This window comes from Williamsia maris (assembly GCF_024171815.1).
In the GTDB taxonomy this organism is placed as follows: domain Bacteria; phylum Actinomycetota; class Actinomycetes; order Mycobacteriales; family Mycobacteriaceae; genus Williamsia_A; species Williamsia_A maris.
Genome location: NZ_JAMTCJ010000004.1, coordinates 663,316 through 686,333 on the forward strand (window position 1 = coordinate 663,316; position 23,018 = coordinate 686,333).

Genomic DNA, 23,018 nt, shown 5'->3' on the forward strand with positions numbered 1-23,018 from the left:
ATTGATATGCCCAGCACCACCATCGCCGTCGGATCCGCCGTCGGCCTGCACGCCCGACCGGCGACCATCATCGCCGAGGCCGTCGCCGCGGCCGGGGCTGCGGTCACCCTCGCCGTCGAGGGCGGCGAGCCGGTCGACGCCGGTTCGGCCCTGATGATCATGACCCTCGGTGCCGAGAAGGGCACCTCGGTCGTGGTCAGCGCCGACGACCAGGAGACGTTGGACTCGATCGCGGGTCTCGTCGCGAAGGATCTCGACGCCGAGTAGACACGTCTCGACGACGAACGCCCCGGGGACATGGTCCCCGGGGCGTTCTCGTGTCGGTGGATGCGGCCACGGCCCAGACGTCTGACGCCCGGCCGCGGCCGGCGTCGGTCAGCCGCTGAGTGCCAGACCGGCCAGTTCCCCGGCGAGTGCCGCGGGCACCTTGATACGCATGAACGTCCCCTCGGTGCGGTGCTCGGTGGACAGCACATCGCCCTGGGCGTGGATGCGCGACACCAGGTCTCCACGTGAGTACGGGACCTCGACGGTGAGTTCGACGTCGTCGCGACCGACCACGTCACGCACACGGTCGAACAGTTCCTCGAGTCCGGCGCCGGTGAGCGCGGAGACGAACACCGCGTCGGGGAACTCGCTGCGCAGCGCGGTCAGGGTGGTCGGGTCGGCGGCGTCGATCTTGTTGATCACCAACACCTCCGGCGGCGCCGTGGCGTTCTCGGCACGCACGACGTCGTCGATCACGGTCCGCACGGTCGAGATCTGCTCCATCGGCAGCGGATCGGAGGCGTCGACCACGTGCAGCACGAGGTCGGCGTCGACGACCTCCTCCAGCGTCGACCGGAAGGCCTCGACGAGCTGGGTCGGCAGGTGTCGGACGAACCCGACGGTGTCGGTGAGGACGAGTTCACGACCGTCGTCGAGGGTGGCCCGGCGGGTGGTCGGATCCAACGTCGCGAACAGGGCGTTCTGCACCAGTACACCGGCGCCGGTCATGGCGTTGATGAGGCTGGACTTGCCTGCGTTCGTGTAGCCGGCGATCGTCACCGACGGCACCGAGGAATCCCTGCGCTTGCTGCGCTTGGTGTTCCGCGAGGTCTTCATCTGCCGGATCTCACGACGCAGCTTGGCCATCCGCTCACGGATGCGCCGACGATCGGTCTCGATCTTCGTCTCGCCGGGTCCGCGCAGACCCACACCGCCGTTGCTGCCTGCGCGACCACCCGCCTGTCGGGACATGGACTCACCCCAGCCACGCAGCCGCGGGATCATGTACTCCATCTGGGCGAGCGCCACCTGTGCCTTGCCCTCCCGGGAGGTGGCGTGCTGGGCGAAGATGTCGAGGATCAGTGCCGTCCGGTCGATGACCTTGACCTTGACGACCTTCTCCAGTGCGTTGAGCTGGGCGGGTGTGAGCTCACCGTCGCAGATGACGGTGTCGGCGCCGGTCGCCAGGACGACCTCACGCAATTCGTGGGCCTTGCCCGAGCCGATGTAGGTGGCCGGGTCGGGCTTGTCGCGACGCTGCATGACGGCGTCGAGGATCTCCGACCCCGCGGTCTCGGCCAGTGCGGCGAGCTCGGCCATCCGTGCGTTGGCGGTGGCCACCGAGCTGTCGAGCGACACACCGACGAGCACGACCCGCTCGAGTCGCAGCTGGCGGTACTCGACCTCGGTGACGTCCTCGAGCTCGGTGGACAGACCGGGCACACGCTGCAGAGACGACCGCTCGTCGAGCTGGAACTCACCGGTGGTCGGGGATCGCCACGGCACCCGGGCTGTCGGCGCATCGGTGTCGAGCGTGTCGTCGTCGTGAAGCGCGTCGGTCACGTCGGTGGCGGTCGCGTCATCTGAGGTGTGTGTGTCGAAGATGAAGGTGTTCTCCTGATCTGTGTCGAGAACTCACCGGCTGGGTGCCGGGGCCTCGCGGGTCTCACTCATGTATCTCATGCAAACCGTGCACGGCGCATGTCTATTTCCGTCGGCGTCCCCGGTCACGGGGTGTTCCACCCGGCGCGCAGGGTGCCCGAGGCCACCAGGACCGACGGCCCCCGCAGCACGGCACCGGTCTCGTCGATGCGCACCGTCACCTGACCGCCCGGCACACGGACGTCGACCGTGCCCACCTGCGTCCCGGTGCTCGCACGCAGTGCGGCCGCAGCCGCGGCGACGGTCCCGGTGCCGCAGCTACGCGTCTCGCCGACACCGCGTTCGAGGACGCGCATGTCGACCGAACCGTCGGCGACGGGCGTGATGATCTCGATGTTGACCCCGTCCGGGAACACCGCCGGGTCGAACTCTGCTCCGTGGGCGAGGTCGATCCCGGCCAGTGTCGCCACATCGAGACCGCTGACGACACAGGCGAGGTGGGGATTTCCGACGTCCACGGCGAGTCCGGCGACCGTGGTGTCACCGAGGACCGCCTTGCTCTCCACACCGGTGCTCACCGCGCCCATCTCGACGCTGACGTCGGCGGTGGTGTCGTCGGCGTGGTGCACCTCGACGCGTCGGCCGCCCGCCCGGCTGCCGACGGTGAACGTCGACCCCGAGACCGCGCCGGAGGACGCGAGGTAGTGCGCGAACACGCGGACGCCGTTGCCGCACATCTCGGCCACCGAGCCGTCGGAGTTGCGGTAGTCCATGAACCAGTCGGTGGTACGGACGCCGGCGGGAAGTTCCGTCAGGACACCGGTGGCGCACAAGGCGTCGGCCCGGGCGACACGGAGGACACCGTCGGCGCCGATGCCACGCTGCCTGTCGCACAGCGCCCGGACGAGGTCGGGGGTCAGATCGATCGACGCGGTGGCGTCCGGGAGCAGCACGAAGTCGTTCTGCGTCCCGTGCCCCTTGAGGAAGTCGATCCCGGCGGCATCGAGGGACTCGGTTGCCGACCGCCCACTGCTGCGCATCCGCCCAGGTTACCGGACGTCGTGGTCGCGAAGGTGGGTCGTGACGTGGTCGAGCAACCGGTCGTCGGCGGCGTCGAACCAGCGGATGCGGTCGTCGCGACGGAACCACGATCGTTGCCTTCGGACGTAGCGGCGGGTGCCGGTGAAGGTGAGCTCGCGGGCGGTGTCGAGGTCCAGCGTCCCGTCGATGACATCGAGCACCTGTGCGTAGCCGATCGCCCGGGAGGCGGTCAGTCCGTCCCGCAGTCCGAGATCGATCAGGTGGGTGACCTCGTCCACGAGCCCGGCGTCGAACATCGCGTCCGTCCGCACGCGCAGCCGGTCGTCGAGTGTGTCGGTGTCCCGGTCGAGCGCCACGATCGCGGTCGACCATCGCGGGGTCCCCTTCTGCGGCGCCGACGCGGCGAAGGGCTCGCCGGTCAGCTCCACCACCTCGAGAGCGCGGACGATCCGGCGGCCGTCGGTGTCGAGAATGGCCGTGGCCGCGGCCGGGTCCACCGTGCCGAGACGTCGGTGCATCTCCGCGACCCCGACGTCGGCGAGCTCCGCCTCGAGACGCGCCCGCACGCCGGCGTCGGTGGCCGGGAAGCTCCAGTCGTCGAGCAGTGACTGGATGTACATCATGGAGCCGCCGACGATGACCGGCAGCCGCCCCGCGGCCAAGACCGTCTCCACGTCGGCACGGGCGGCCTGCTGATAGCGCGCGACGGTCGCCGTCTCGGTCACGTCGAGGACGTCGAGTTGGTGGTGTGGGATGCCACGACGTTGCGCCGGTGCGGGTTTCGCGGTGCCGATGTCCATACCGCGGTACTGCGCCATCGCGTCGATGTTGACGATCTCGCCGTCGAACCGCTCGGCCAGATCGAGCGCGAGGTCGGATTTCCCGGTCCCGGTGGGCCCGATCACCGCGACCGGTGTCCTCACGGTCGGGGACCCCACCACGCCACCTGATAGCCGACGCCGAACGGGGCGGCGCGGTAGAGGGATTCGGTCGAGAACCCCTCGGGGGTCGCGGTCCGCCACACCGCGGACGCCACCTGCCACGCGGCGCGACCGTCGATCCCGGCCCGCGCCGTCTCCGTCCGGCCCAGCGCCTCGATGGCGTCGAGGTCGGCGGTCGCGACGGCCGCATCGAGTCGGTCCTGGATCTCCCTGGCGCCGGCGATCTCCCCACCGCGCGCGCCGAGGGACAACCCGAAGGAGCCGTCGGCCACCACCAGCACTCCGACGGCGTCATCGGTGCCGGCGACCCGGGCGCCCAGTTCGGCCCCGATCCGGGCGCATTCCCCCGGGCTGGTCGACGGGTCGACCAGCGTCGCGCACACCTGTGCCGACGGTGCGATCTGTCCACGCAGCCAGCCGGCGACGAGCATCGGGGTGGCCATGACAGCCGACGCGGGCTCGCCGACGCCGGGTCGCAACGACACGATCTCGTCGACACCGAAACCCGCGAACGTGCCCCGCGTGAGGTCTGCGGTGGCGGTGTCGCCCACCCCGATCGCAACCCATCGCTGCGCAGTGTCCGACAGGCGCCGGACCGCCTCGAGAACCGCGGCGCGGAGGTCGACGACGTCGGTGGCACCGGGGCCGGCCAGGGCCGGGACCACCAGGGGCGCACCGGGCACGAAAGCGGCTGCGGTCAACACAGTTCGCAACGCTAGTCGACCGAGCGGCGCCGCAGCGCCCGCGGGACGCCGCGGCGTCCTGTGACGAGTGCACACGAAAACGGCGCCCACCTGTTTGAATGGACACCGCAACCGGCCCTCGGGCCGGGCGTATCCGCTTCAGGTACACGGCAGCCGTGACGCGCGGCAGGGACGAGGACACCGACATGACCGATCCGACACCGCACGACGCGCAGGCCACCGAGCCGGCCGCATCCGAGGTACCGGCACCGCCGCGCCCGACCCCGGGACCGCCCAAGCCCGGTCCCCGCCCGGGCCCACGACCGCATGCGCCCGCGGCCCCCGAGGTCGTCGTGCACGCGCACCATCAACCGCAGACCGACCCGAGCAAATTCGGCCACATCGACACCGACGGTGCGGTCTGGTTGGAGGTCGGCGACATCCGACGACAGGTCGGCTCGTGGCAGGCCGGCGCGCCCGAGGAGGGGCTGGCCCACTTCGGACGTCGGTTCGACGACATGGCCACCGAGGTCGAGATCCTCGAGGAACGTCTCGCGGCGGGCACCGGAGATCCCCGCAAGACCAAGACCGCCGCGATCGCACTGCGGGAGACCCTGCCCACCGCCGCGGTCCTCGGCGACGTGCCCGCACTCGAGACGCGGCTCACCGCGATCATCGACGACGCGGACTCGGTGGCGGCGCAGCGCACCCGAGATCGCGATGCCTCGCGCGCCGCCGCGATCGCCCGCAAGGAGGAGTTGGCCGCCGAGGCAGAGCAGATCGGCGCCGAGACGACACAGTGGAAGTCCGCGGGCGACCGTCTCCGCGCGATCCTCGACGAGTGGAAGACCATCAAGGGGGTCGACCGCAAGACCGACGACGTCCTGTGGAAGCGCTACGCGAAGGCGCGTGATGCGTTCAACCGGCGCCGCGGTGCGCACTTCGCCGACCTCGACCGGGAACGTGCGGGCGCAAAGTCGCGCAAGGAGGAGTTGATCGCCGCCGCCGAGGCGCTGTCGGGATCGACCGACTGGGGTCCGACCGCCGGGAAGTTCCGGGATCTGCTGACCGACTGGAAGGCGGCCGGACGCGCCCCGCGCGATCAGGACGATGCGCTGTGGGAACGGTTCAAGGGCGCGCAGGACGTGTTCTTCGCCGCGCGCAACGCCGCAGGCAGTGAACGGGACGCCGAGTTCGACGCCAACGCCGCCGCCAAGCGCGATCTGTTGGCCACGGCCGAGAAGACGGTCGACCCGGCCACCGATCTGGAGGCCGCCCGCCGCGAGTTCCGCACCATCCGCGAGCAGTGGGACGCCATCGGCAAGGTGCCACGCGAGCACATGCAGAGCCTCGAGAAGCGCATGCGGGCGATCGAGAAGCGCATCTCCGACGCCGAGGAGAAGCACTGGCGCTCGACCGATCCCGAGGTCATCGCCCGCGCGCAGCAGTTCGAGGCGCGGGTGGCACAGCTCGAGGAACAGGCCGAGAAGGCCGACGCCCGTGGTCGGGACCGCGAGGCGGCGGATCTGCGGGCACAGGCCCAGCAGTGGCGGGAGTGGGCGCAGGCGGCGGCGAGCGCCGTCTCCGACCGCTAGTCCCCGGAGCCCCTCAGGTCAGGCGGACGGCGGTCCGGCCAGGTCGTCGGAAGCAGGTCGATCCTCGGGGGCGGGACGCGTGTGCGCGGTGGTGGGGGTGACGTTGCGCTGCAGTGCGCGGGCCCGGTCCTCGGCGGCCGCGGCGTCGGCCCGACGCCGCTCCTCCAGGGCGAGCTGATAGTTCGTGCGCGCCCACACGACCCGCGCCCAGTGGAACGTGATGACGAACATCGCCAGCCATCCCAGCGCGAGACCGATGCCGACACCGTGGGGCGGCGCGATGCCGTCGACCCCGGGGGTGTTGCGCGACCACCAGGCGAGCATCCCCGCGACGCACCCGACGGCGCTGCCGCACAACGCGATCCACGCGAGAACCCATCGGCGGGTCACCAGCGCGAGCATGGAGAACCCGATACCGAAGATCACCACGAGGAACACGAAGACGCGCGAGGTGATCGTCACCCGTTCGGTCGTGGCGTCCGCGGCGAAGGTGAGGACGTCGATACCGTTCGCCGACCCGGTGTGCGGCAGGATCATCGACAGGATCGCGACGAGCACGGCGGCCGCGACGACCACCGCCCGCGCACCCGGGTCGATCTCACCGGCGACCTTGCGTTCGGCACGACGCAGGTCCCCCTCGAACTGGGAGAACCCGTCGGATCCGTCCGCTCCCGGCGCCCGATTCGTTCCTTCGCTCATACGTCACATCCTCCTGCACAGCCGCCGACCGCTGCTGCGGGTGGCGAATCGATTCGGCCGATCGTCGGCATGCCCAGCCCGACACCGATCGGTGGTGTCTGGGCGGTCCGTCCCGCCTGCGACGCGTCCCCGGCGCGGGTGCGCCGATGCGAGCGCAGCGGTCCGTCGGCGATCAGGTAGTGCGGCATCGCGCCGGTGACCACGGACTCGACGACGTCGCCGGCCCGGATCTCCGCGCGGTCGCCCACGAAGTGCACGAGCCGCCCGTCCCGGGCGCGGCCGGAGATCCGGTTGGTCTCGGAGTTCTTGCGGCCGCCGTTCTTGCCGTCGGCGTCGGCGACGACGAGCAACTCCACCGTCGAGCCGATCCGGCGTCGGTTCTCCTCCAGGCAGATCTCGTCCTGCAGCGCGGTCAGCCGCAGATACCGTTCGGTGACAACCGCTTTGGGTACCTGATCGGTCATCGTCGCGGCGGGGGTGCCGGGACGCGGCGAGTACTGGAAGGTGAAGGCCGAGGTGAACCGGGCGCGGGCGACGAGGTCGAGGGTCTGCTCGAAGTCCTCCTCGGTCTCCCCCGGGAAACCCACGATGATGTCGGTGGTGATGGCGGCGTCGGGCAGCCGGTCACGCACCTCGTCGAGGATGGCGAGGAACTTCGTCCGGCGATAGCTGCGACGCATCGACTTGAGGATCCGGTCGGACCCCGACTGCAGCGGCATGTGCAGTTGCGGGCAGATGTTGGGGGTCTCCACCATCGCGTCGATGACATCGGTCGTGAACTCCGCCGGATGCGGCGAGGTGAACCGCACCCGCTCGAGGCCCTCGATGTCGCCGCACGCACGCAGCAGGTCGGCGAACGCCGAGCGGGACCGTCCGAGCTCCGGGTCGGCGAACGACATCCCGTAGGCGTTGACGTTCTGCCCGAGCAGGGTGACCTCGACGACGCCCTGGTCCACGAGCGCCTGCACCTCGGCCAGCACGTCGCCGGGACGCCGGTCGACCTCCTTGCCGCGCAGCGCGGGAACGATGCAGAACGTGCAGGTGTTGTTACAGCCCACCGACACCGACACCCACCCCGCGTAGGACGACTCCCGTCGCGCGGGGAGCGTGGACGGGAACTCCTGGAGCGATTCGAGGATCTCGACCTGGGCGGTCTCGTTGTGCCGTGCGCGATCGAGCAGGGCGGGCAGGGACCCGAGGTTGTGGGTACCGAACACCACGTCCACCCACGGCGCCTTGTCCACCACCGTCGCACGGTCCTTCTGCGCGAGGCAGCCACCGACGGCGATCTGCATGTCCGGGCGTTGCTCCTTGATCGGCGCCAGGTGAGACAGGTTGCCGTAGAGCTTGTTGTCGGCGTTCTCGCGCACCGCACAGGTGTTGAAGACCACCAGGTCCGCGTCGGATCCGTCGACGGCACGGACGTACCCGGCGTCCTCCAACAGACCCGAGATGCGCTCGGAATCATGCACGTTCATCTGACAGCCGTAGGTGCGGACCTGGTAGCTGCGCGGGGACCCGGTGGCACCGGTCGTCGGCGCCGGACGTTCGGCGCCACGGGGGCTGTGTATGGCGGTGGCACTCATCGTGACCAGGGTACTCAGCGGATCGGAGGTGGTCGTCCACGGGCGCGCAGCCCGGCGAGATCGGGGACGACACAGTAAAGTTTTCGTTACCCAAGGCGGTGATTGTGCGCCGATTCCGGTACTCGCAAACGTAAGGTTGCCACCCATGACCGCTTCGCAACCCGGATCCGCCGCACCGGCGCCGCAGACCGACAGACCGCCGATGATCTCGCTGCGGGGAGTCGACAAGCACTTCGGTGAACTCCACGTTCTCAAGGACATCAACCTCGAGATCCCCGCCGGTCAGGTGGTCGTCGTGCTCGGTCCGTCGGGATCGGGCAAGTCGACGCTGTGTCGCACCATCAACCGTCTCGAGCCGATCGACAACGGCGAGATCCGCATCGACGGAGACCTGCTCCCGTCCGAGGGCAAGGGACTCGCCGCGCTGCGCGCCGAGGTCGGCATGGTCTTCCAGTCGTTCAACCTCTTCGCACACAAGACCATCCTCGACAACGTCACGCTGGCGCCGATCAAGGTGCGTCGCAAGAGCAAGGACGAGGCACGCACGCGCGCGATGGAACTGCTCGAGCGTGTCGGCATCGCCGCCCAGAAGGACAAGTACCCCGCGCAGCTGTCCGGCGGTCAACAGCAACGCGTCGCCATCGCGCGGTCACTCGCGATGGAGCCGAAGGTGATGTTGTTCGACGAGCCCACCTCCGCGCTCGACCCGGAGATGGTCAACGAGGTCCTCGACGTGATGGTGTCGTTGGCCAAGGAGGGGATGACCATGGTGGTGGTCACCCACGAGATGGGCTTCGCCCGCAAGGCCGCCGATCGCGTCATCTTCATGGCCGACGGAGCGGTCGTGGAGGACACCGATCCGGAGAGCTTCTTCACCCGGCCCGAATCCGATCGCGCCCGTGACTTCCTCGGCAAGATCCTGGGCCACTGATGACGACTGCACATCCCCGCCGGCGTCGATGGTCGACCCTCGGCATTCTCACCATGACACTCGCCGTCACCGCGGCATCGTTGACCGCCTGCGGCAACACCAATCCGCGCGATCTGATCGACTCGATCAAGAACGGATCGGTCATCCTCGGCACCAAATACGACCAGCCCGGCCTCGGACTCCGGGAACCGAGCAAGGACTTCACCGGCTTCGACACGCTCGTCTCGCGATACGTGGTCAACTCGATCGCCGACGACCTCGGCGTCAAGCATCCCGAGATCACCTGGCGCGAGACACCGTCCGCCCAGCGCGAGACCCTCATCGAGAACGGCGAGGTCGACATGATCGCCGCCACCTACTCGATCAACGCCGCACGCTCGGAGCGCGTCGCCTTCGCCGGCCCCTACCTGGTGAACTATCAGGGACTACTGGTCCGCAAGGACGACGACAGCATCGGCACGCTCACCGATCTCGACAAGGGCAAGAAGCTCTGTTCGGTGACCGGCTCGACGTCGGCGCAGAACGTCAAGGCGCAGCTCCCCCGCATCCAGTTGCAGGAGTACGACTCCTACTCCGGTTGTGTGGAGGCGCTGAGGTTGAAGAAGATCGACGCGTTGACCACCGACGAGGTCATCCTCGCCGGCTTCGCCAACTTCGACATCTACGACGATCAGTTCAAGATCGTCGACATGACCTACCCCAAGGACGCCTGCGTCACCTCGTCCGGGAAGAAGGCGCTCCGCAAGGAGGGCGCACCGTTCTCCACCGAGCGGTACGGCATCGGCATGCCGAAGAACTACCCGGCCAACGTGACCGCCGCCAACAAGGCGCTGGACAAGATGCTCACGCCGGATGGCTCGGGGTCGTCGCCGTGGGAACGCGCGCTGCGCGAGTCCGTCGGTGACGAAGAGGTCGACACGTTGATGAAGCGGGCCGACGCGCCGGACTCACCGTTCACGTTCACCCCGAAACCCGGCGATCTGTCGTTCCTCGACTCGAAGTCGACGCCGTGTCCGGCGGGTCTGTCATGAACGAACTGTGGAGCGACATAGGTCCCGAACTGTGGCCCGCGTACTGGGTCACGATCAAGCTGACCTTCTTCGCGGCCGTCGGGTCGCTGGTGTGGGGCACGATCCTCGCCGGGATGCGGGTGTCCCCGGTACCGGTGATGCGGCTGTTCGGGACGTCCTACGTGAACGTTGTCCGGAACACACCGCTCACGCTGATCATCATCTTCTGCTCGATCGGGCTCTATCAGAACCTCGGTCTGACACTCGCGCCGGAGAACGAGAACTTCATCGAGAACAACAATTTCTGGCTCGCGGTGCTGGGGTTCGTGATCTACACGTCCACCTTCGTGTGCGAGACGTTGCGTTCCGGTTTCAACACCGTGCCGCTCGGCCAGGCCGAGGCGGCACGCTCGTTGGGTCTCGGTTTCAGCCGGGTGTTCGGCACCATCGTGCTGCCCCAGGCGACGCGGTCGGTGATCGGACCGATGGGCAGTGTGCTGATCGCACTCACCAAGAACACAACCATCGCCTCGGCCATCGGCGTGGCCGAGGCCTCGCTGCTGATGAAGGAGCAGATCGAGAACCATGCCGATCAGATCGTCGCGATCTTCGTCATCATCGCGATCGGATTCATGATCATCACGCTGCTCGAGGGCTTCGTGTTCGGTTACTTCGCAAAGAGATTGGCGGTCAAGCGATGAACGGCAGTCACACGATGACGGGCGGCACACGATGAGCGGCGCGACGGTTCTCTACGACGCGCCCGGGCCCCGCGCCCGCCGTCGTAACGTGGGGATCGCGGCGATCTTCGGCATCATCCTCGTGGCTGTGGCGGTCTTCGTGATCGTCACGCTTGCCGGCAATGATCAGTTGACCTCGGAGAAGTGGAAGCCGTTCATCGAGGGCAACACCTGGACGACCTACCTGCTGCCCGGCTTGTGGGGCACGTTGAAGGCAGCGGCGTTGTCGATCGTCTTCGCGCTGATCCTGGGGGCCGTACTCGGCATCGGTCGACTCTCCGACCACCGGGCGACCCGATGGCTCAGTGGCGCGGTCGCGGAGTTCTTCCGGGCCATCCCGGTTCTGATCCTGATCATCTTCGCCTACTACCTGTTCGCCAAATACGCGGTGTTCCCATCGCAACAACTGGCTCTGGCCGCGGTGGTCACCGGGCTGACCCTCTACAACGGTTCGGTCATCGCCGAGATCATCCGATCAGGCATCAACTCGCTGCCGTCCGGCCAGGCGGAGGCCGCGAACTCGTTGGGGCTGCGCAAGTCTCAGTTGATGCGACTGATCCTGCTCCCCCAGGCGGTCACCGCCATGCTTCCGGCTCTCATCTCGCAGATGGTCATCGCCTTGAAAGACAGCGCGCTGGGCTATGTGATCGGCTACATCGAGGTGGTCCGCTCGGGCATCCAGTCGGCGTCGTACTACGGCAACTATCTGCCTGCGCTGGTCGTGGTGGCGATCGTGATGATCATCATCAACTTCACGTTGTCCACTCTCGCGACCAACGTCGAGCGACGACTCCGCCAGGGCAAACGGGCCAAATCCGACGACCTGCCCACCGAGCAGGACGCGATCCCGGGTGTGGCCATCGGGAAGTGAGTCCGGCCGGCGACGAGCGCCGAGGCTCTCAGTTGCGGCGGCGCTCGTCGAGCGCGGTGCGGACCAGTTCCATCGCGATCCCTGGACCGTAACCGCGCCGGGCGAGCATGCCGACGAGCCGCCGGAGATGTTTGTTGCGTTCGGCCGGGTCGTCGAGTGCGTCGACCGGAACGCGTCCGATCTTCTTCTCGAGCAACTCCGCGGCCCGGGTGCGTTCGTCGTCGTCGTCGATGGTGCCCAGCGCCTCGGCGATGACGCCGGGATCGACTCCCTTCGTGCGCAGTTCGTGGCGCAGGGCGGTACGTCCCTTGGCGCTGTAGGTGTGTCGGGCACGGACCCACTGGTGGGCGAAATCGCGGTCGTCGACGAGACCGACGCCGGCGAGCCGGTCGAGAACGGTGTCGACCTCGGTCGGCTCGAAGTCCTTGTCGAGAAGTCGGGTACGGAGCTCGTGACGACTGCGGGCCCGGACCCCGAGCAGCCGCAGGGCGCTGTCGTAGGCGCTCGCACCGCCGCCCTGTGCATTGCGAGACGACCCTGCCGACGGCGCCGGGTTCGGCGTCGTCGGCAGGGAGGTCTGCTCGGTACGGGCGAGGATCTCGCGGGTCGCGTCGTCGAGACGCGCTCGGACATCCGGGTCCGTCATGATGTGCGCAGGATCAGAAGTCGATGGGTGCCGGAGCCGGGATCGTGTCGTCGGCGGTCAGGACCGCACCGATACCCAGCTTCTCCTTGATCTTCTTCTCGATCTCGTCACGGACGTCGACGTTCTCGAGCAGGAACTTGCGGGCGTTCTCCTTGCCCTGTCCGAGCTGGTCACCCTCGTAGGTGAACCACGAGCCGGACTTACGGATGAATCCCTCGGTGACGCCGAGATCGATCAGCGAGCCCTCCTTGCTGATCCCGTGGCCGTAGAGGATGTCGAACTCGGCCTGCTTGAACGGCGGCGACACCTTGTTCTTGACGACCTTGACGCGGGTGCGGTTGCCCACGGCGTCGGTGCCGTCCTTGAGGGTCTCGATACGACGGATGTCGAGGCGGACCGACGCGTAGAACTTCAACGCCTTGCCGCCCGTGGTGGTCTCCGGCGAGCCGAACATGACGCCGATCTTCTCGCGCAGCTGGTTGATGAAGATGACCGTCGTGCCCGAGTTGCTCATGGCGCCGGTGATCTTGCGCAGCGCCTGGCTCATCAGACGTGCCTGCAGGCCGACGTGGCTGTCGCCCATCTCGCCCTCGATCTCGGCGCGGGGCACGAGCGCCGCGACGGAGTCGATGACCAGGATGTCCAGCGCGCCGGAGCGGATCAGCATGTCGGCGATCTCGAGGGCCTGCTCACCGGTGTCGGGCTGCGACACCAGCAGCGCGTCGGTGTCGACACCGAGCTTCTGCGCGTAGTCGGGGTCGAGCGCGTGCTCGGCGTCGATGAAGGCGGCGATGCCGCCGTTGGCCTGCGCGTTGGCCACCGCGTGCAGCGCGACGGTGGTCTTACCCGAGGACTCCGGGCCGTAGATCTCCACGACACGGCCGCGGGGCAGCCCGCCGATACCCAGCGCGACGTCGAGGGCGATCGACCCGGTGGGGATCACCTCGATCGGCGCACGGACCTCGTCGCCCAGGCGCATCACCGAGCCCTTGCCGAAGTTCTTGTCGATCTGCGCCAGCGCCAGATCCAGCGCCTTCTCGCGATCCTGCGATCCTGCCATGGGGTGTCTCCTGATCATCGGTTCATCGGTGGTTGTTCTCCACCGATGGTCATCGGCATGAGGTGGCCTGCGGATCGCCACTGCGATCGTCGGTGTGCGTCACGCTAAACCGGACCACCGACAGCGGCGGAAAATCCTCACGACGTGCTGTGGATGAACAGCATCTGTGGAGAGATCCGGCGGTCACCTCGGTGGAGGTCACGTGTTCGAACAACCCCAGACTAGGCGAACATCTGTTCGATGCAAGCACGTGACGCCGTGACACGCCGGGGTGTCGCCGATCCGACCCACGAGGGTGGACCGGCGACCGTCACCAGCGTTCGCGGGGGACGTCGAACTCGCGACAGAGGGCGACCCAGACCAGCTTCGGGTCGATGCCGGCCTCGAGGGCCTCGGCACCCGTGCGGCCGCCGAAGTCGATCAGCACGTGGTCGCGCAGCATCGAATCGGCGGTGAGGCTGCCGAACTCGGTCTGCATCAGCTCGGAGAACTCGGTGAGACGCATCGCCGTCGAGGTTAGTCGTCGATCACCGATCGGCACACCGCGACCGGGTCGGCGAGGTCGGCCGCACCGTCGGCGGCACGGCGTGCCGCGGCCGCCGTGTCGGGATCGGCCAGGACAGCCAGGCATGCCGCCCGCAGGGTCTCGGTGTCCAACGGGCGCACGAGCGCGCCACCACCCTGGCGGACCACCCGGTTGGCGAGTTCCCACTGATCGCCGCCGCCGGGGACGGTCACCACGGGTACGCCGGCGAGCAACGACTTCGCGAGCATCCCGTGTCCCCCACCGCAGACGACGAGGTCGGCGTGCGCGAGCAGGGCGTCCTGGCGGCCCGTGCCCGCGACCGCCCAGGGCGGCAACGTCCGATCGCCGTGTCGCAGCGCCGAGATCACCACGCGCACGGCGACGCCGGTGTGGGTGGGATCGAGGGCCTCGAGTGCGGTGTCGACGAGGTCGGCGACCCCGGTCGTGGCGGTGGACGGCGCGACGACGACCAGCGGCCCTGTTCCGTCCGGCGGGGTGAACACCTGCCGGGTCGGCTCCCAGAGCAGGGGGCCGACGACGTGTGCGTCCGCGGGCCAGTCCGGGCGGGGGACCTCGAGTGCCGGGAGTGTGGCGACGAGTCGTGCCGCCGGTCCGGGGGACGCGGCGGGCAGGCCGATCGATTCACGGGCGGCTCCCCGCTGGCGGTCCCCCTGTGCCCGTGAGCGTGTCGTCGCGGCCCGCATCAGGCGATCCCGCAGTCGGCCCGACAGTCCGGTCCCCGGGGCCAGTCCGCTGCCGATCGGCGGCAGACCGACCGACGGTTCGTAGAGCGGGTGGGGTGACAACTCGATCCACGGGATGCCGAGACGCTCGGCGGCCCATCCGCCGCAGACGGTGATGACGTCGCAGATCACCAGATCGACCGGGTCGGCCTGCAGGACCGGGACGAGTTCGGTGCACATCCGTGCCGCGCGGACGCTGAGCTTGGCGCCGGCGTCGGAGTCGTCCTCGGTGTCGAGGACGTCGAGACCCGGCAGTTCGGCCACCGCGACGCCGTCGGGGATCGGCCGCGTCGGTCCGGTGCCGGGGAGCCACGCCGTCCCGGTGAACACCGTGACCGACTCCCCTGCCGCGACGAGCCGCTGCGCGAGGGCGATCGCCGGGATGGCGTGTCCCGCATCGGGTCCTGCGACGATCGCGATCCGCACCGATGCGTTCCTTCCGTGAGATCCTGCTAGATCGTCGGCGGACCCGACAACTTCTCGGACGATTCACCCGATCGGCCGAACCACTTCACGACGGTGAACGCACCGACGGCGAGCAGACCGATGACCGCGACGGCGACGAATCCCTTCACCGCCGCCACGATCAGACCGAAGAACAACCACACCACCACGATTGCGAGTGCGATCTTCCACCACATGACATCTCTCCTTTGCCCGCGCCGGTCGGATACCGGCCCGATGCATCCAGGGTGGCAGCGCGGACACGCCGCGTCACCGCTGCGGAGCGAAGACGGGGGAAAGATCAGGGATGACCCTGACGGGGGTGGACGAGATACGTCAGGACTGCTCGGGGCGCTTGCGCAGATCCGGGTTGCCCTGCTCGACGGCCGGCGTCGAGGCGCTCGGACCCGAGATCGCCTCGTTCTGCATCTTCGCGCGGATCTCCTCGAGCCGGGAGTGTCCCGCCATCTGCACCGTCGCCTGCTGGACCTCCATCATCCGACCGCCGACGGTGTTGCGCGACAGCTCCGCCGAACCGAGCGCCGTCGCGTAACGACGCTCGATCTTCTCGCGGACCTGTTCGAGATTGGGGGTGTTCCCCGGCGCCGACAGCTCACTCATCTGCTGCAGCGAGGACGACACCTGTTCCTGCATCTTCGCCTGCTCGAGCTGGCTGAGGAGCTTGGTGCGCTCGGCGAGCTTCTGCTGCAACATCATCGAGTTCTGCTCGACCGCCTTCTTGGCCTGTGTCGCCGCCTGCAATGACTGGTCGTGCAGGTTCTTGAGGTCCTCGACACTCTGCTCGGCGGTCACCAGCTGCGCGGCGAAGGCCTCTGCGGCGTTGCTGTACTCGAGCGACTTGGCGGTATCGCCGTTGGCGGTCGCCTGATCGGCCAGGGTGATGGCCTGTCGCGTGTTGGCCCCGAGCTTCTCCACCTCGCCGAGCTGGCGGTTCAGCTTCATCTCGAGCTGGCGCTGGTTGCCGATCACGGCGGCGGCCTGCTGCGACAGCGCCTGGTGCTGACGCTGGGCGTCCTCGATGGCCTGCTGGATCTGGATCTTGGGGTCGGCCTTCTCGTCGATCGTGGCGTTGCCGTACGCCATCATGTACCGCCAGGCCTTCACGAATGGGTTTGCCATTGGTTCCTCGATCTCTCGATTACCGGATCGGAGGCCCCGCCCCGATCCACGGACGGATCTGCTTGGCACCAATCTAGCCGCTCGGCACCCGGGCGTGGCCGTGACCGACGCACACCGGCGCGGTTGACTCCGGGCTCGTGTGGGCGATCGCCGACGGCGTGCCGCGGTCTCAGGCCGCGGTGAGGGTGGAGGAGTCGGTGGGGGCCGGGATCACGACGCGCGTGTCCTCGGCGATGGTCGTCCGCAGCTTGAGCGAGTTGCCGACATCGAGCAACACCTCGGCGATCTCCACGTCGAGCGCATCACAGATGGCGGCGAGCAGTTCGCTCGACGCCTCTTTCTGACCACGCTCGATCTCGGACAGATACCCGAGGCTCACCCGGGCGTTGCTCGACACCTCGCGCAGTGTGCGTCCCTGATCCGTCCGGACCCGGCGCAGACTGCCACCCAGAGCCTCACGAAGTAGCACTGCCATTTGAGTCCTCCTCACGTACTCCGGGTTCAACGCGGCGAGGGTCGATACAGTTCCCGATCCCCGTCCTATTCTCGTTGATCCGCCGAGATCGGTTCACCCGGCGTCACGTGCGCGCGCCGTGCCCTCGGCCCGGAGGCGTACCGCGCGCCACACGTAGTCGAAGCCGGTGATGACGGTGGCCACGATCGCCGCGACCATCACCGCGACGGCGATCCAGTGCAGCGGGCCCGGCAGCGGCAGGATGTAGAGCCCGATCGCCACCACCTGCAACAGAGTCTTGAGTTTGCCGCCGCGACTGGCCGGGATCACCCCGTGGCGCAGCACCCAGAACCGCAGGAGCGTCACCCCGACCTCGCGCGCGATGATCACCGCGGTGATCGCCCAGTTCAGGTCCCCCAGCAGCGAGAGCGCCACCAGTGCGGAACCGATGAGGGCCTTGTCGGCGATGGGGTCGGCCATCTTGCCGAAGTCGGTGATCAGACCACGCTGCCGGGCGATCCGACCGTCGTATCGGTCGGTGATCGCGGCCAGGGCGAACACGGCCCAGGCCGCCACCCGCCACCACGGGTTGTGACCACCGTCGGCGAACAGTGCGGCCAGGAACACCGGGACCAGCACGATGCGGAAGACGGTGAGGATGTTGGCGATGTTCACGATGGGGACGTTGCTGACCGGATCGGCGATCGGATCCGCGTCGGTCGGCTTCATCGAGTTCCGCAGGCGATCGGTCATCGCACGCACCCACCGCGCATCGGTACCGATGCCGCGGCGTCACGACATCGCGGTCGCGCGTCCATGCGTCGCAGATCACCCACTCGGTCAGAATATCCGTGCATCACCCCACCCGACCGCGCAGGTCCACCTGCACGCGGCCATGTGTCCTCGAACCGGTGCGACCGTACTACTGTGCTCGCATGGCAGACGACGACTCCGCCGGCACCGACATGGTGGTTCGCAGGGCTCGTACCTCCGACGTCCCGCGCATCAAAGAGGTCATCGACCAGTACGCGGGCCGGATCCTGCTGGAGAAGAACCTCGTCACGTTGTACGAGGCGGTGCAGGAGTTCTGGGTCGCCGAGATCGACGGCGTGATCGTGGGATGCGGTGCGCTGCACGTGTTGTGGGCCGACCTCGGCGAGGTGCGCACGGTGGCCGTGGACACCTCCCACGCCGGGCGGGGCATCGGCCACCGACTCGTCGCACGGCTGATGGACGTGGCGCGTGAACTGCAACTGACGCGGGTCTTCGTGTTGACCTTCGAGACCCACTTCTTCGCCCGGCACGGTTTCACCGAGATCGACGGCACCCCGGTGACCGCCGAGGTGTACGAGGAGATGTGCCGCTCGTACGACGCCGGTGTCGCCGAGTTCCTGGACCTGAGCTACGTCAAACCCAACACCCTGGGCAACACCCGCATGATCGCCGCGCTCTAGCCCGCCCGGCCCTACCGCCGGCGATCGCCGGGGAACGGAGAACACACGATGACCGTGTTCGCAGTGGAGTACACGTACTCCGAGACCACCACCGGCCTGCGCGACGAGCACCGGTCCGACCACCGGGCGTGGCTGGCCCGCCTGGTCGACGAGGGCACCGTCCTCGAGTCCGGCCCGTACCCCGACGGGAGCGGCGCCCTGCTGATATTTCGCGCCGACGACGCCGACGCGCTCGCGACGATCCTGACCCAGGACCCGTTCTCCGACGTCGACGCGATCGCGGGGACCCGGGTCACGGAGTGGAAGCCGCTCTTCGGGCCTCTCGCCCCCTGAGACGGGCGAACCCCGCGCCACCGTGAGGTGGGCGGGGTCCGCGACGCGATCGTCGGCCGCGATCAGGTGCTCGAGACCTCTTCCTGTTCCTTCTTGTCGTTCGACTTGGCCTTGACGAGGCTGGCCACCGTGGTGATCACCAGGACGCCGACGATGATGCCCAGCGACAGTCCGGTCGAGATCTCCGGGACCTTGATGTGTTCGCCTCCGTTGAGGAACGGCAGGGTGTTCTCGTGCAGTGCGTGCAGCACGAGCTTCACACCGATGAAGCCGAGGATGATCGACAGGCCCCACGACAGGAACACCAGGCGATCGAGGAGTCCGTCGAGCAGGAAGAACAGCTGACGCAGACCCATCAGGGCGAACGCGTTCGCCGTGAAGACGATGTACGGCTCGGTGGTCAGGCCGTAGATCGCCGGGATCGAGTCCAGCGCGAAGAGAACGTCGGTGAAGCCGATGACGATGAGGACCATCAGCATCGGGGTGGCGAGACGCTTGCCGTTGACCTTGGTGAACAGCTTGTCGCTGTTGTACTCGTCGGTGGTCCGCAGGTAGCGCTTGACGAAGCGCATGATCGCGCTGTCGCCTTCCTCCTCGTCGTCCTCGGACGACGTGGCCTCGCGGATGAGCTTGACGGCGGTGTAGATCAGGAACGCGCCGAACAGGTAGAAGACCCAGCTGTAGGCGTTGATCGCGGCCGCACCGACGGCGATGAAGCCGCCGCGCATGACCAGGGCCATCACGATGCCGAGGAGCAGCACCTTCTGCTGGTACTCCCTGGGGACCGCGAACTTCGCCATGATGATGACGAACACGAACAGGTTGTCGACCGACAGCGCCTTCTCGGTGACGAATCCGGCGTAGTACTCACCGCCGTAGGTCCCACCCCACTGCCACCAGACGAAGCCGCCGAAGATCAGGGCGATCGTGATGTAGACCGCCGACCAGGCGCCGGACTCCTTGAGCGACGGGGCGTGTGGCGTACGCACGTGGGCGAAGAAGTCGAAGATGAACAACCCGAGGATCACCACGAGGGTGATGATCCAGGTTGTTGCGGACACGTTCATACAGAAAATCCTCCAGCTGACCGAACACGGGTGCCAGAGGTCTCTCCCGCCGTGTGGCTGACCACTCGGCCGACGTCCCGGAACGCCACATGGTCCCGGTGATGGCACCGGTCCGGTGACGAACGTATTGACGAGATCGCCGCGACAGGGATACTCCCCTCGAAAGCAAAATTTACTTTACCTTTGGGCCGACGGTGCTGCCACATGCACAGGTCAGGGGCTTTCGGGTTCGGGCAAATCCGTCACGAGGTGTTCAGTCGGAGTCGTCGCCGCCCGCCACGCCGCCGTTGATCGAGGCGATGACCCCGGCGAGATCCTCCGGCTTGACCAACACCTCGCGCGCCTTCGACCCCTCGCTCGGGCCGACGACCCCGCGGGTCTCCATCAGGTCCATCAACCGGCCCGCCTTGGCGAACCCGACGCGTAGTTTGCGCTGCAGCATCGACGTCGATCCGAACTGACTGCTCACGACGAGCTCGATGGCCTGCAACAGGTCGTCGAGGTCGCCGCCGATGTCGCCGTCGATGTCCTTGGAGTCCGCGACCTTCTGCGCGGTGACGCCTTCCTGGTACTGCGGGTCGCCCTGTTCCTTGGCGAACTCGACGACCGCCGAGATCTCCTCGTCGGTGATGAACGCACCCTGCATGCGGATCGCACGGTTGGCGCCCATCGGGATGAACAGGCCGTCGCCCATACCGATCAGCTTCTCCGCGCCGGGCTGGTCGAGGATGACGCGCGAGTCGGTCAGCGACGAGGTGGCGAAGGCCAGGCGCGACGGGACGTTGGTCTTGATCAGACCGGTGACGACGTCGACCGACGGGCGCTGGGTGGCCAGCACGAGGTGGATGCCGGCGGCACGGGCCTTCTGGGTGATGCGGACGATCGCGTCCTCGACGTCCTTCGGTGCGGTCATCATCAGGTCGGCGAGCTCGTCGACGATGGCGAGGATGTACGGGTACGGGCGATAGACGCGCTCGGATCCCAGTGGGGTGCTGATCTCGCCGGAACGCACCTTGGAGTTGAAGTCGTCGATGTGGCGGACCCGCGAGGCCTTCATGTCCTGATAGCGCTGCTCCATCTCCTCGACCAGCCAGGCCAGCGCCGCGGCGGCCTTCTTCGGCTCGGTGATGATGGGCGTGATCAGGTGCGGGATGCCCTCGTAGGGCGTCAGTTCCACCATCTTGGGGTCGATGAGGATCATCCGGACGTCGTCGGGTGTCGCACGGGTCAGCAGCGACACCAACATCGAGTTCACGAAGCTGGACTTGCCCGACCCGGTCGAACCGGCGACCAACAGGTGCGGCATCTTCGCCAGATTGGCGCTGACGAACTCACCCTCGATGTTCTTGCCCAGGCCGATGACCAGCGGATGGGAGTCCTTACGGGTCGAGGGGTCCTTGAGCACGTCGGCGAGACGGACCATCTCGCGGTCGCTGTTGGGCACCTCGATGCCCACGGCCGACTTGCCCGGGATGGGGGCCAGCAGACGGACGTTGTCGGTGGCCGCCGCGTAGGCGATGTTGCGGGCCAGCGCGGTGATCTTCTCGACCTTCACGCCGGGACCGAGCTCGACCTCGTACCGGGTGACCGTGGGTCCCCGGGTGAAGCCGGTGACCGCGGCGTCGATCTTGAACTGCTCGAGCACCGCGGTGATCCGGTCGATCATGTCGTCGTTGGCCGCGCTGCCCAGCTTTGCCGGTTCACCGTCGATGAGCAGCGACGTGGGCGGCAGGCGGTAGTCACCCTCGATCGCCCGTTCCACGAACTCGGCGACGTCCTCCGATGTTGGCGGAGCTGCGACGGGAGCGGGCTTCTTCGGCACCGAGGTGCGCTTGGGGCGACGAGCCACCACCTCGGTCGGCCGGTCCGCCTCCGCGGCGGGCACCGTGCGGTCACCGTCGTCGATGAGCGGTTCGGTCAGGGCGTCGCCCGCGCTGACGCCACTGCGCCGACGCAGCCGCGTGGTCGGTGCGATGTCGGTGAGCGTGTCGTCGGGCGGGTAGTTCGCGTACGGGTCGTCGCCGTAGGGCGCGTCGGCCGGGTCGTCGGCGTAGCGGTCGTCGTCGTCGAAACGCTCCGGACCCAGGTCGTCGAGCTCGTCGAGGTCGTCTCGCATCCGGCCGATCCCGAGGTAGTCACGCGACCGGTCGACCGCCTCGCGCACGGTCATCCGCAGACCGAGGAGCACACCGAACACGATGCACAGCAGCAGGATCGGGATGGACACCCAGACCGTCAGTCCGCTGGTGAGCGGTCCCGCGGCGGCGAACCCGAGGAAGCCACCGGCCCGGAGACGTCCGTCGAACGCCACGGGTGCACCCGCCACCAGATGCCAGAGGCCGAGGACGGGGAGCCCGATCAACAGCGCGGTGCCGATGCGCCGACCGCGCTGCGTCGGATTCGGACCGCGACGCATCAGGGCGATGCCCAGACCCGCGGCCGCCACGGGCACGACCAGCGCGGCCTGCCCGACGATCGAGCGCACGGCGGTGTCGACGAAGGCACCGATCGGACCGGCGGCGTGGAACCAGACGCTTGCCCCGATCAGGATGGCGGCGGCGATCAACGCCAGGGCGACCCCGTCGCGGCGGTGGGTGTGTTCAGGCGCCGGCGTCGCCGCGGACGCGGCCGGGGCGGGTTCGTCATCGTCGAAGTCCAGGTCGGGGATCTCGAGATCGTCGTATCGGTCGTCGACGTCGGCACGGGCGGTTCGCGCCCCGGCACGCGACGACGATCCGACGCGGGCCATGCCACCGACGCCGCGGGCCATCATCAGCCACCCGGCCCCGACGCCGCGGCCCACCGATCGGACGACCGAGCCGCGGGGAGCCTCGTCGGTCGGCGCGATCGTGGCCGTACGGGCGGTCTGGGACCTGCCGGTGGAGCGAGTCGACGCCGGAGGCCGCTTGGCGGCGGTCCGCCCGGTCGCGCGCGACCCGGTGGAGCGGGAACCGGTGGACCGACCGCCGGCCGTCGAGGCCGACCGCGACCGGGTCGACGATGCCGCTGAACTGGGCTTTCCGGAGGCACGACGAGTAGACGACCCCGACGATGTGCGCTTCGCGGCCGCAGTGGAACCGCGGGCCGTGGACTTGGGGCTCATGCAGCTCAGGATAAACCGCATCTGTCACATAAGCCTCGCGCGCCTCACTGGTTACCGGGGGCGTGTCCCTTTTGTGACCCGA

At 68.2% G+C, this 23,018-nt stretch carries 24 protein-coding genes; 8 read left to right on the plus strand and 16 right to left on the minus strand.

All coding sequences use genetic code 11. From position 1 onward, the window contains the following. Positions 1-6 precede the first annotated feature (6 nt). On the plus strand, positions 7-267 hold the full coding sequence (locus LX13_RS21750) for an HPr family phosphocarrier protein (RefSeq protein ID WP_253663382.1): 261 nt from the start codon (positions 7-9) through the stop codon (positions 265-267). Positions 268-375: 108 nt separating this feature from the next. Here the strand turns inward: LX13_RS21750 and hflX are convergent, their stop codons facing one another. From hflX to LX13_RS21770, 4 genes are all read right to left on the minus strand, one after another. Then, complete coding sequence (gene hflX, locus LX13_RS21755; protein WP_253663647.1) at positions 376-1,773, minus strand: GTPase HflX; 1,398 nt, start codon at positions 1,771-1,773, stop codon at positions 376-378. Between the two features lie 221 nt (positions 1,774-1,994). Further along, a complete protein-coding gene (gene dapF / locus LX13_RS21760; RefSeq protein ID WP_253663383.1) occupies positions 1,995-2,909 on the minus strand; it encodes a diaminopimelate epimerase in 915 nt (304 codons plus the stop codon). A gap of 9 nt (positions 2,910-2,918) precedes the next feature. Beyond that, a complete protein-coding gene (miaA, locus tag LX13_RS21765; RefSeq protein WP_372499992.1) occupies positions 2,919-3,848 on the minus strand; it encodes a tRNA (adenosine(37)-N6)-dimethylallyltransferase MiaA in 930 nt (309 codons plus the stop codon). Then, entirely contained in the window at positions 3,830-4,555 is a 726-nt protein-coding gene (locus LX13_RS21770) for a class III extradiol ring-cleavage dioxygenase family protein (protein ID WP_253663385.1), read from the minus strand. Before LX13_RS21770 ends, miaA begins: the two co-directional genes overlap by 19 nt. Positions 4,556-4,740: 185 nt before the next feature. On the opposite strand from LX13_RS21770, the gene LX13_RS21775 reads away from it, so the two are divergent. Then, a complete protein-coding gene (locus tag LX13_RS21775; protein ID WP_253663386.1) occupies positions 4,741-6,129 on the plus strand; it encodes a DUF349 domain-containing protein in 1,389 nt (462 codons plus the stop codon). Between the two features lie 18 nt (positions 6,130-6,147). Here LX13_RS21775 and LX13_RS21780 read toward each other — a convergent pair whose 3' ends face one another. Beyond that, the gene (locus tag LX13_RS21780) at positions 6,148-6,828 is read right to left on the minus strand and encodes an Rv2732c family membrane protein (RefSeq protein WP_253663387.1); all 681 of its coding nucleotides are present in this window, start codon (positions 6,826-6,828) and stop codon (positions 6,148-6,150) included. Beyond that, positions 6,825-8,414 (minus strand): tRNA (N6-isopentenyl adenosine(37)-C2)-methylthiotransferase MiaB, encoded by a 1,590-nt coding sequence (gene miaB, locus LX13_RS21785; RefSeq protein ID WP_253663388.1) that lies wholly within the window; start codon positions 8,412-8,414, stop codon positions 6,825-6,827. The genes LX13_RS21780 and miaB overlap by 4 nt, the downstream gene beginning before the upstream one ends. Positions 8,415-8,616: 202 nt before the next feature. Between miaB and gluA the strand changes: the two genes are divergently transcribed. Genes gluA through LX13_RS21805 form a run of 4 tightly spaced genes read left to right on the plus strand, consistent with a single transcriptional unit; the run spans position 8,617 to position 11,966 of the window. Then, complete coding sequence (gluA, locus tag LX13_RS21790; protein WP_253663648.1) at positions 8,617-9,345, plus strand: glutamate ABC transporter ATP-binding protein GluA; 729 nt, start codon at positions 8,617-8,619, stop codon at positions 9,343-9,345. Next, on the plus strand, positions 9,345-10,376 hold the full coding sequence (locus LX13_RS21795) for a glutamate ABC transporter substrate-binding protein (RefSeq protein ID WP_505011332.1): 1,032 nt from the start codon (positions 9,345-9,347) through the stop codon (positions 10,374-10,376). Before gluA ends, LX13_RS21795 begins: the two co-directional genes overlap by 1 nt. Then, positions 10,373-11,056, plus strand: a complete 684-nt coding sequence (locus LX13_RS21800; protein ID WP_253663390.1) for an amino acid ABC transporter permease — start codon at positions 10,373-10,375, stop codon at positions 11,054-11,056. Before LX13_RS21795 ends, LX13_RS21800 begins: the two co-directional genes overlap by 4 nt. Before the next feature lie 31 nt (positions 11,057-11,087). Continuing rightward, positions 11,088-11,966 carry an amino acid ABC transporter permease gene (locus tag LX13_RS21805; protein ID WP_253663391.1) on the plus strand — a complete coding sequence of 293 codons (879 nt, stop codon included), beginning with the start codon at positions 11,088-11,090 and terminating at the stop codon, positions 11,964-11,966. Positions 11,967-11,994: 28 nt separating this feature from the next. On the opposite strand, the gene LX13_RS21810 is transcribed toward LX13_RS21805, so the two are convergent. From LX13_RS21810 to pgsA, 8 genes are all read right to left on the minus strand, one after another. Further along, positions 11,995-12,612 carry a regulatory protein RecX gene (locus tag LX13_RS21810; RefSeq protein WP_253663392.1) on the minus strand — a complete coding sequence of 206 codons (618 nt, stop codon included), beginning with the start codon at positions 12,610-12,612 and terminating at the stop codon, positions 11,995-11,997. A 13-nt stretch (positions 12,613-12,625) separates the two neighbouring features. Continuing rightward, positions 12,626-13,672, minus strand: coding sequence for a recombinase RecA (gene recA, locus LX13_RS21815; RefSeq protein WP_253663393.1), 1,047 nt, complete (start codon positions 13,670-13,672; stop codon positions 12,626-12,628). A 310-nt stretch (positions 13,673-13,982) separates the two neighbouring features. Continuing rightward, complete coding sequence (locus LX13_RS21820) at positions 13,983-14,177, minus strand: DUF3046 domain-containing protein (protein WP_253663394.1); 195 nt, start codon at positions 14,175-14,177, stop codon at positions 13,983-13,985. Positions 14,178-14,188: 11 nt separating this feature from the next. After that, on the minus strand, positions 14,189-15,367 hold the full coding sequence (locus LX13_RS21825) for a glycosyltransferase (RefSeq protein WP_253663395.1): 1,179 nt from the start codon (positions 15,365-15,367) through the stop codon (positions 14,189-14,191). Positions 15,368-15,393: 26 nt separating this feature from the next. After that, positions 15,394-15,582, minus strand: coding sequence for a hypothetical protein (locus LX13_RS21830; RefSeq protein ID WP_253663396.1), 189 nt, complete (start codon positions 15,580-15,582; stop codon positions 15,394-15,396). A 139-nt stretch (positions 15,583-15,721) separates the two neighbouring features. After that, complete coding sequence (locus LX13_RS21835) at positions 15,722-16,525, minus strand: PspA/IM30 family protein (RefSeq protein ID WP_253663397.1); 804 nt, start codon at positions 16,523-16,525, stop codon at positions 15,722-15,724. A gap of 169 nt (positions 16,526-16,694) precedes the next feature. Next, positions 16,695-17,000 carry a helix-turn-helix domain-containing protein gene (locus tag LX13_RS21840; RefSeq protein ID WP_188492275.1) on the minus strand — a complete coding sequence of 102 codons (306 nt, stop codon included), beginning with the start codon at positions 16,998-17,000 and terminating at the stop codon, positions 16,695-16,697. 93 nt (positions 17,001-17,093) lie between these two features. Beyond that, positions 17,094-17,732, minus strand: a complete 639-nt coding sequence (gene pgsA, locus LX13_RS21845; RefSeq protein ID WP_253663398.1) for a CDP-diacylglycerol--glycerol-3-phosphate 3-phosphatidyltransferase — start codon at positions 17,730-17,732, stop codon at positions 17,094-17,096. A gap of 182 nt (positions 17,733-17,914) precedes the next feature. Here pgsA and LX13_RS21850 point away from each other — a divergent pair, with 182 nt between their 5' ends. Both LX13_RS21850 and LX13_RS21855 read left to right on the plus strand, forming a co-directional pair. Continuing rightward, on the plus strand, positions 17,915-18,433 hold the full coding sequence (locus tag LX13_RS21850) for an amino-acid N-acetyltransferase (RefSeq protein ID WP_253663399.1): 519 nt from the start codon (positions 17,915-17,917) through the stop codon (positions 18,431-18,433). A 48-nt stretch (positions 18,434-18,481) separates the two neighbouring features. Beyond that, the gene (locus LX13_RS21855; protein WP_253663400.1) at positions 18,482-18,766 is read left to right on the plus strand and encodes a YciI family protein; all 285 of its coding nucleotides are present in this window, start codon (positions 18,482-18,484) and stop codon (positions 18,764-18,766) included. Between the two features lie 62 nt (positions 18,767-18,828). On the opposite strand, the gene LX13_RS21860 is transcribed toward LX13_RS21855, so the two are convergent. Continuing rightward, the gene (locus tag LX13_RS21860; RefSeq protein WP_253663401.1) at positions 18,829-19,833 is read right to left on the minus strand and encodes a TerC family protein; all 1,005 of its coding nucleotides are present in this window, start codon (positions 19,831-19,833) and stop codon (positions 18,829-18,831) included. Between the two features lie 253 nt (positions 19,834-20,086). Continuing rightward, positions 20,087-22,936 carry a DNA translocase FtsK gene (locus tag LX13_RS21865; protein WP_253663402.1) on the minus strand — a complete coding sequence of 950 codons (2,850 nt, stop codon included), beginning with the start codon at positions 22,934-22,936 and terminating at the stop codon, positions 20,087-20,089. Between the last annotated feature and the right edge of the window lie 82 nt (positions 22,937-23,018).

Bases quoted from the DNA above. Each gene is read 5' to 3' on its own strand.
- LX13_RS21750 (WP_253663382.1), top strand. From the start codon at position 7: ATGCCCAGCACCACCATCGCCGTCGGATCCGCCGTCGGCCTGCACGCC.
- dapF (WP_253663383.1), bottom strand. From the start codon at position 2,909: ATGCGCAGCAGTGGGCGGTCGGCAACCGAGTCCCTCGATGCCGCCGGG.
- LX13_RS21775 (WP_253663386.1), top strand. From the start codon at position 4,741: ATGACCGATCCGACACCGCACGACGCGCAGGCCACCGAGCCGGCCGCA.
- LX13_RS21780 (WP_253663387.1), bottom strand. From the start codon at position 6,828: ATGAGCGAAGGAACGAATCGGGCGCCGGGAGCGGACGGATCCGACGGG.
- miaB (WP_253663388.1), bottom strand. From the start codon at position 8,414: ATGAGTGCCACCGCCATACACAGCCCCCGTGGCGCCGAACGTCCGGCG.
- gluA (WP_253663648.1), top strand. From the start codon at position 8,617: ATGATCTCGCTGCGGGGAGTCGACAAGCACTTCGGTGAACTCCACGTT.
- LX13_RS21795 (WP_505011332.1), top strand. From the start codon at position 9,345: ATGACGACTGCACATCCCCGCCGGCGTCGATGGTCGACCCTCGGCATT.
- LX13_RS21800 (WP_253663390.1), top strand. From the start codon at position 10,373: ATGAACGAACTGTGGAGCGACATAGGTCCCGAACTGTGGCCCGCGTAC.
- LX13_RS21805 (WP_253663391.1), top strand. From the start codon at position 11,088: ATGAGCGGCGCGACGGTTCTCTACGACGCGCCCGGGCCCCGCGCCCGC.
- LX13_RS21810 (WP_253663392.1), bottom strand. From the start codon at position 12,612: ATGACGGACCCGGATGTCCGAGCGCGTCTCGACGACGCGACCCGCGAG.
- recA (WP_253663393.1), bottom strand. From the start codon at position 13,672: ATGGCAGGATCGCAGGATCGCGAGAAGGCGCTGGATCTGGCGCTGGCG.
- LX13_RS21820 (WP_253663394.1), bottom strand. From the start codon at position 14,177: ATGCGTCTCACCGAGTTCTCCGAGCTGATGCAGACCGAGTTCGGCAGC.
- LX13_RS21830 (WP_253663396.1), bottom strand. From the start codon at position 15,582: ATGTGGTGGAAGATCGCACTCGCAATCGTGGTGGTGTGGTTGTTCTTC.
- LX13_RS21835 (WP_253663397.1), bottom strand. From the start codon at position 16,525: ATGGCAAACCCATTCGTGAAGGCCTGGCGGTACATGATGGCGTACGGC.
- LX13_RS21840 (WP_188492275.1), bottom strand. From the start codon at position 17,000: ATGGCAGTGCTACTTCGTGAGGCTCTGGGTGGCAGTCTGCGCCGGGTC.
- pgsA (WP_253663398.1), bottom strand. From the start codon at position 17,732: ATGACCGATCGCCTGCGGAACTCGATGAAGCCGACCGACGCGGATCCG.
- LX13_RS21850 (WP_253663399.1), top strand. From the start codon at position 17,915: ATGGCAGACGACGACTCCGCCGGCACCGACATGGTGGTTCGCAGGGCT.
- LX13_RS21855 (WP_253663400.1), top strand. From the start codon at position 18,482: ATGACCGTGTTCGCAGTGGAGTACACGTACTCCGAGACCACCACCGGC.
- LX13_RS21860 (WP_253663401.1), bottom strand. From the start codon at position 19,833: ATGAACGTGTCCGCAACAACCTGGATCATCACCCTCGTGGTGATCCTC.
- LX13_RS21865 (WP_253663402.1), bottom strand. From the start codon at position 22,936: ATGAGCCCCAAGTCCACGGCCCGCGGTTCCACTGCGGCCGCGAAGCGC.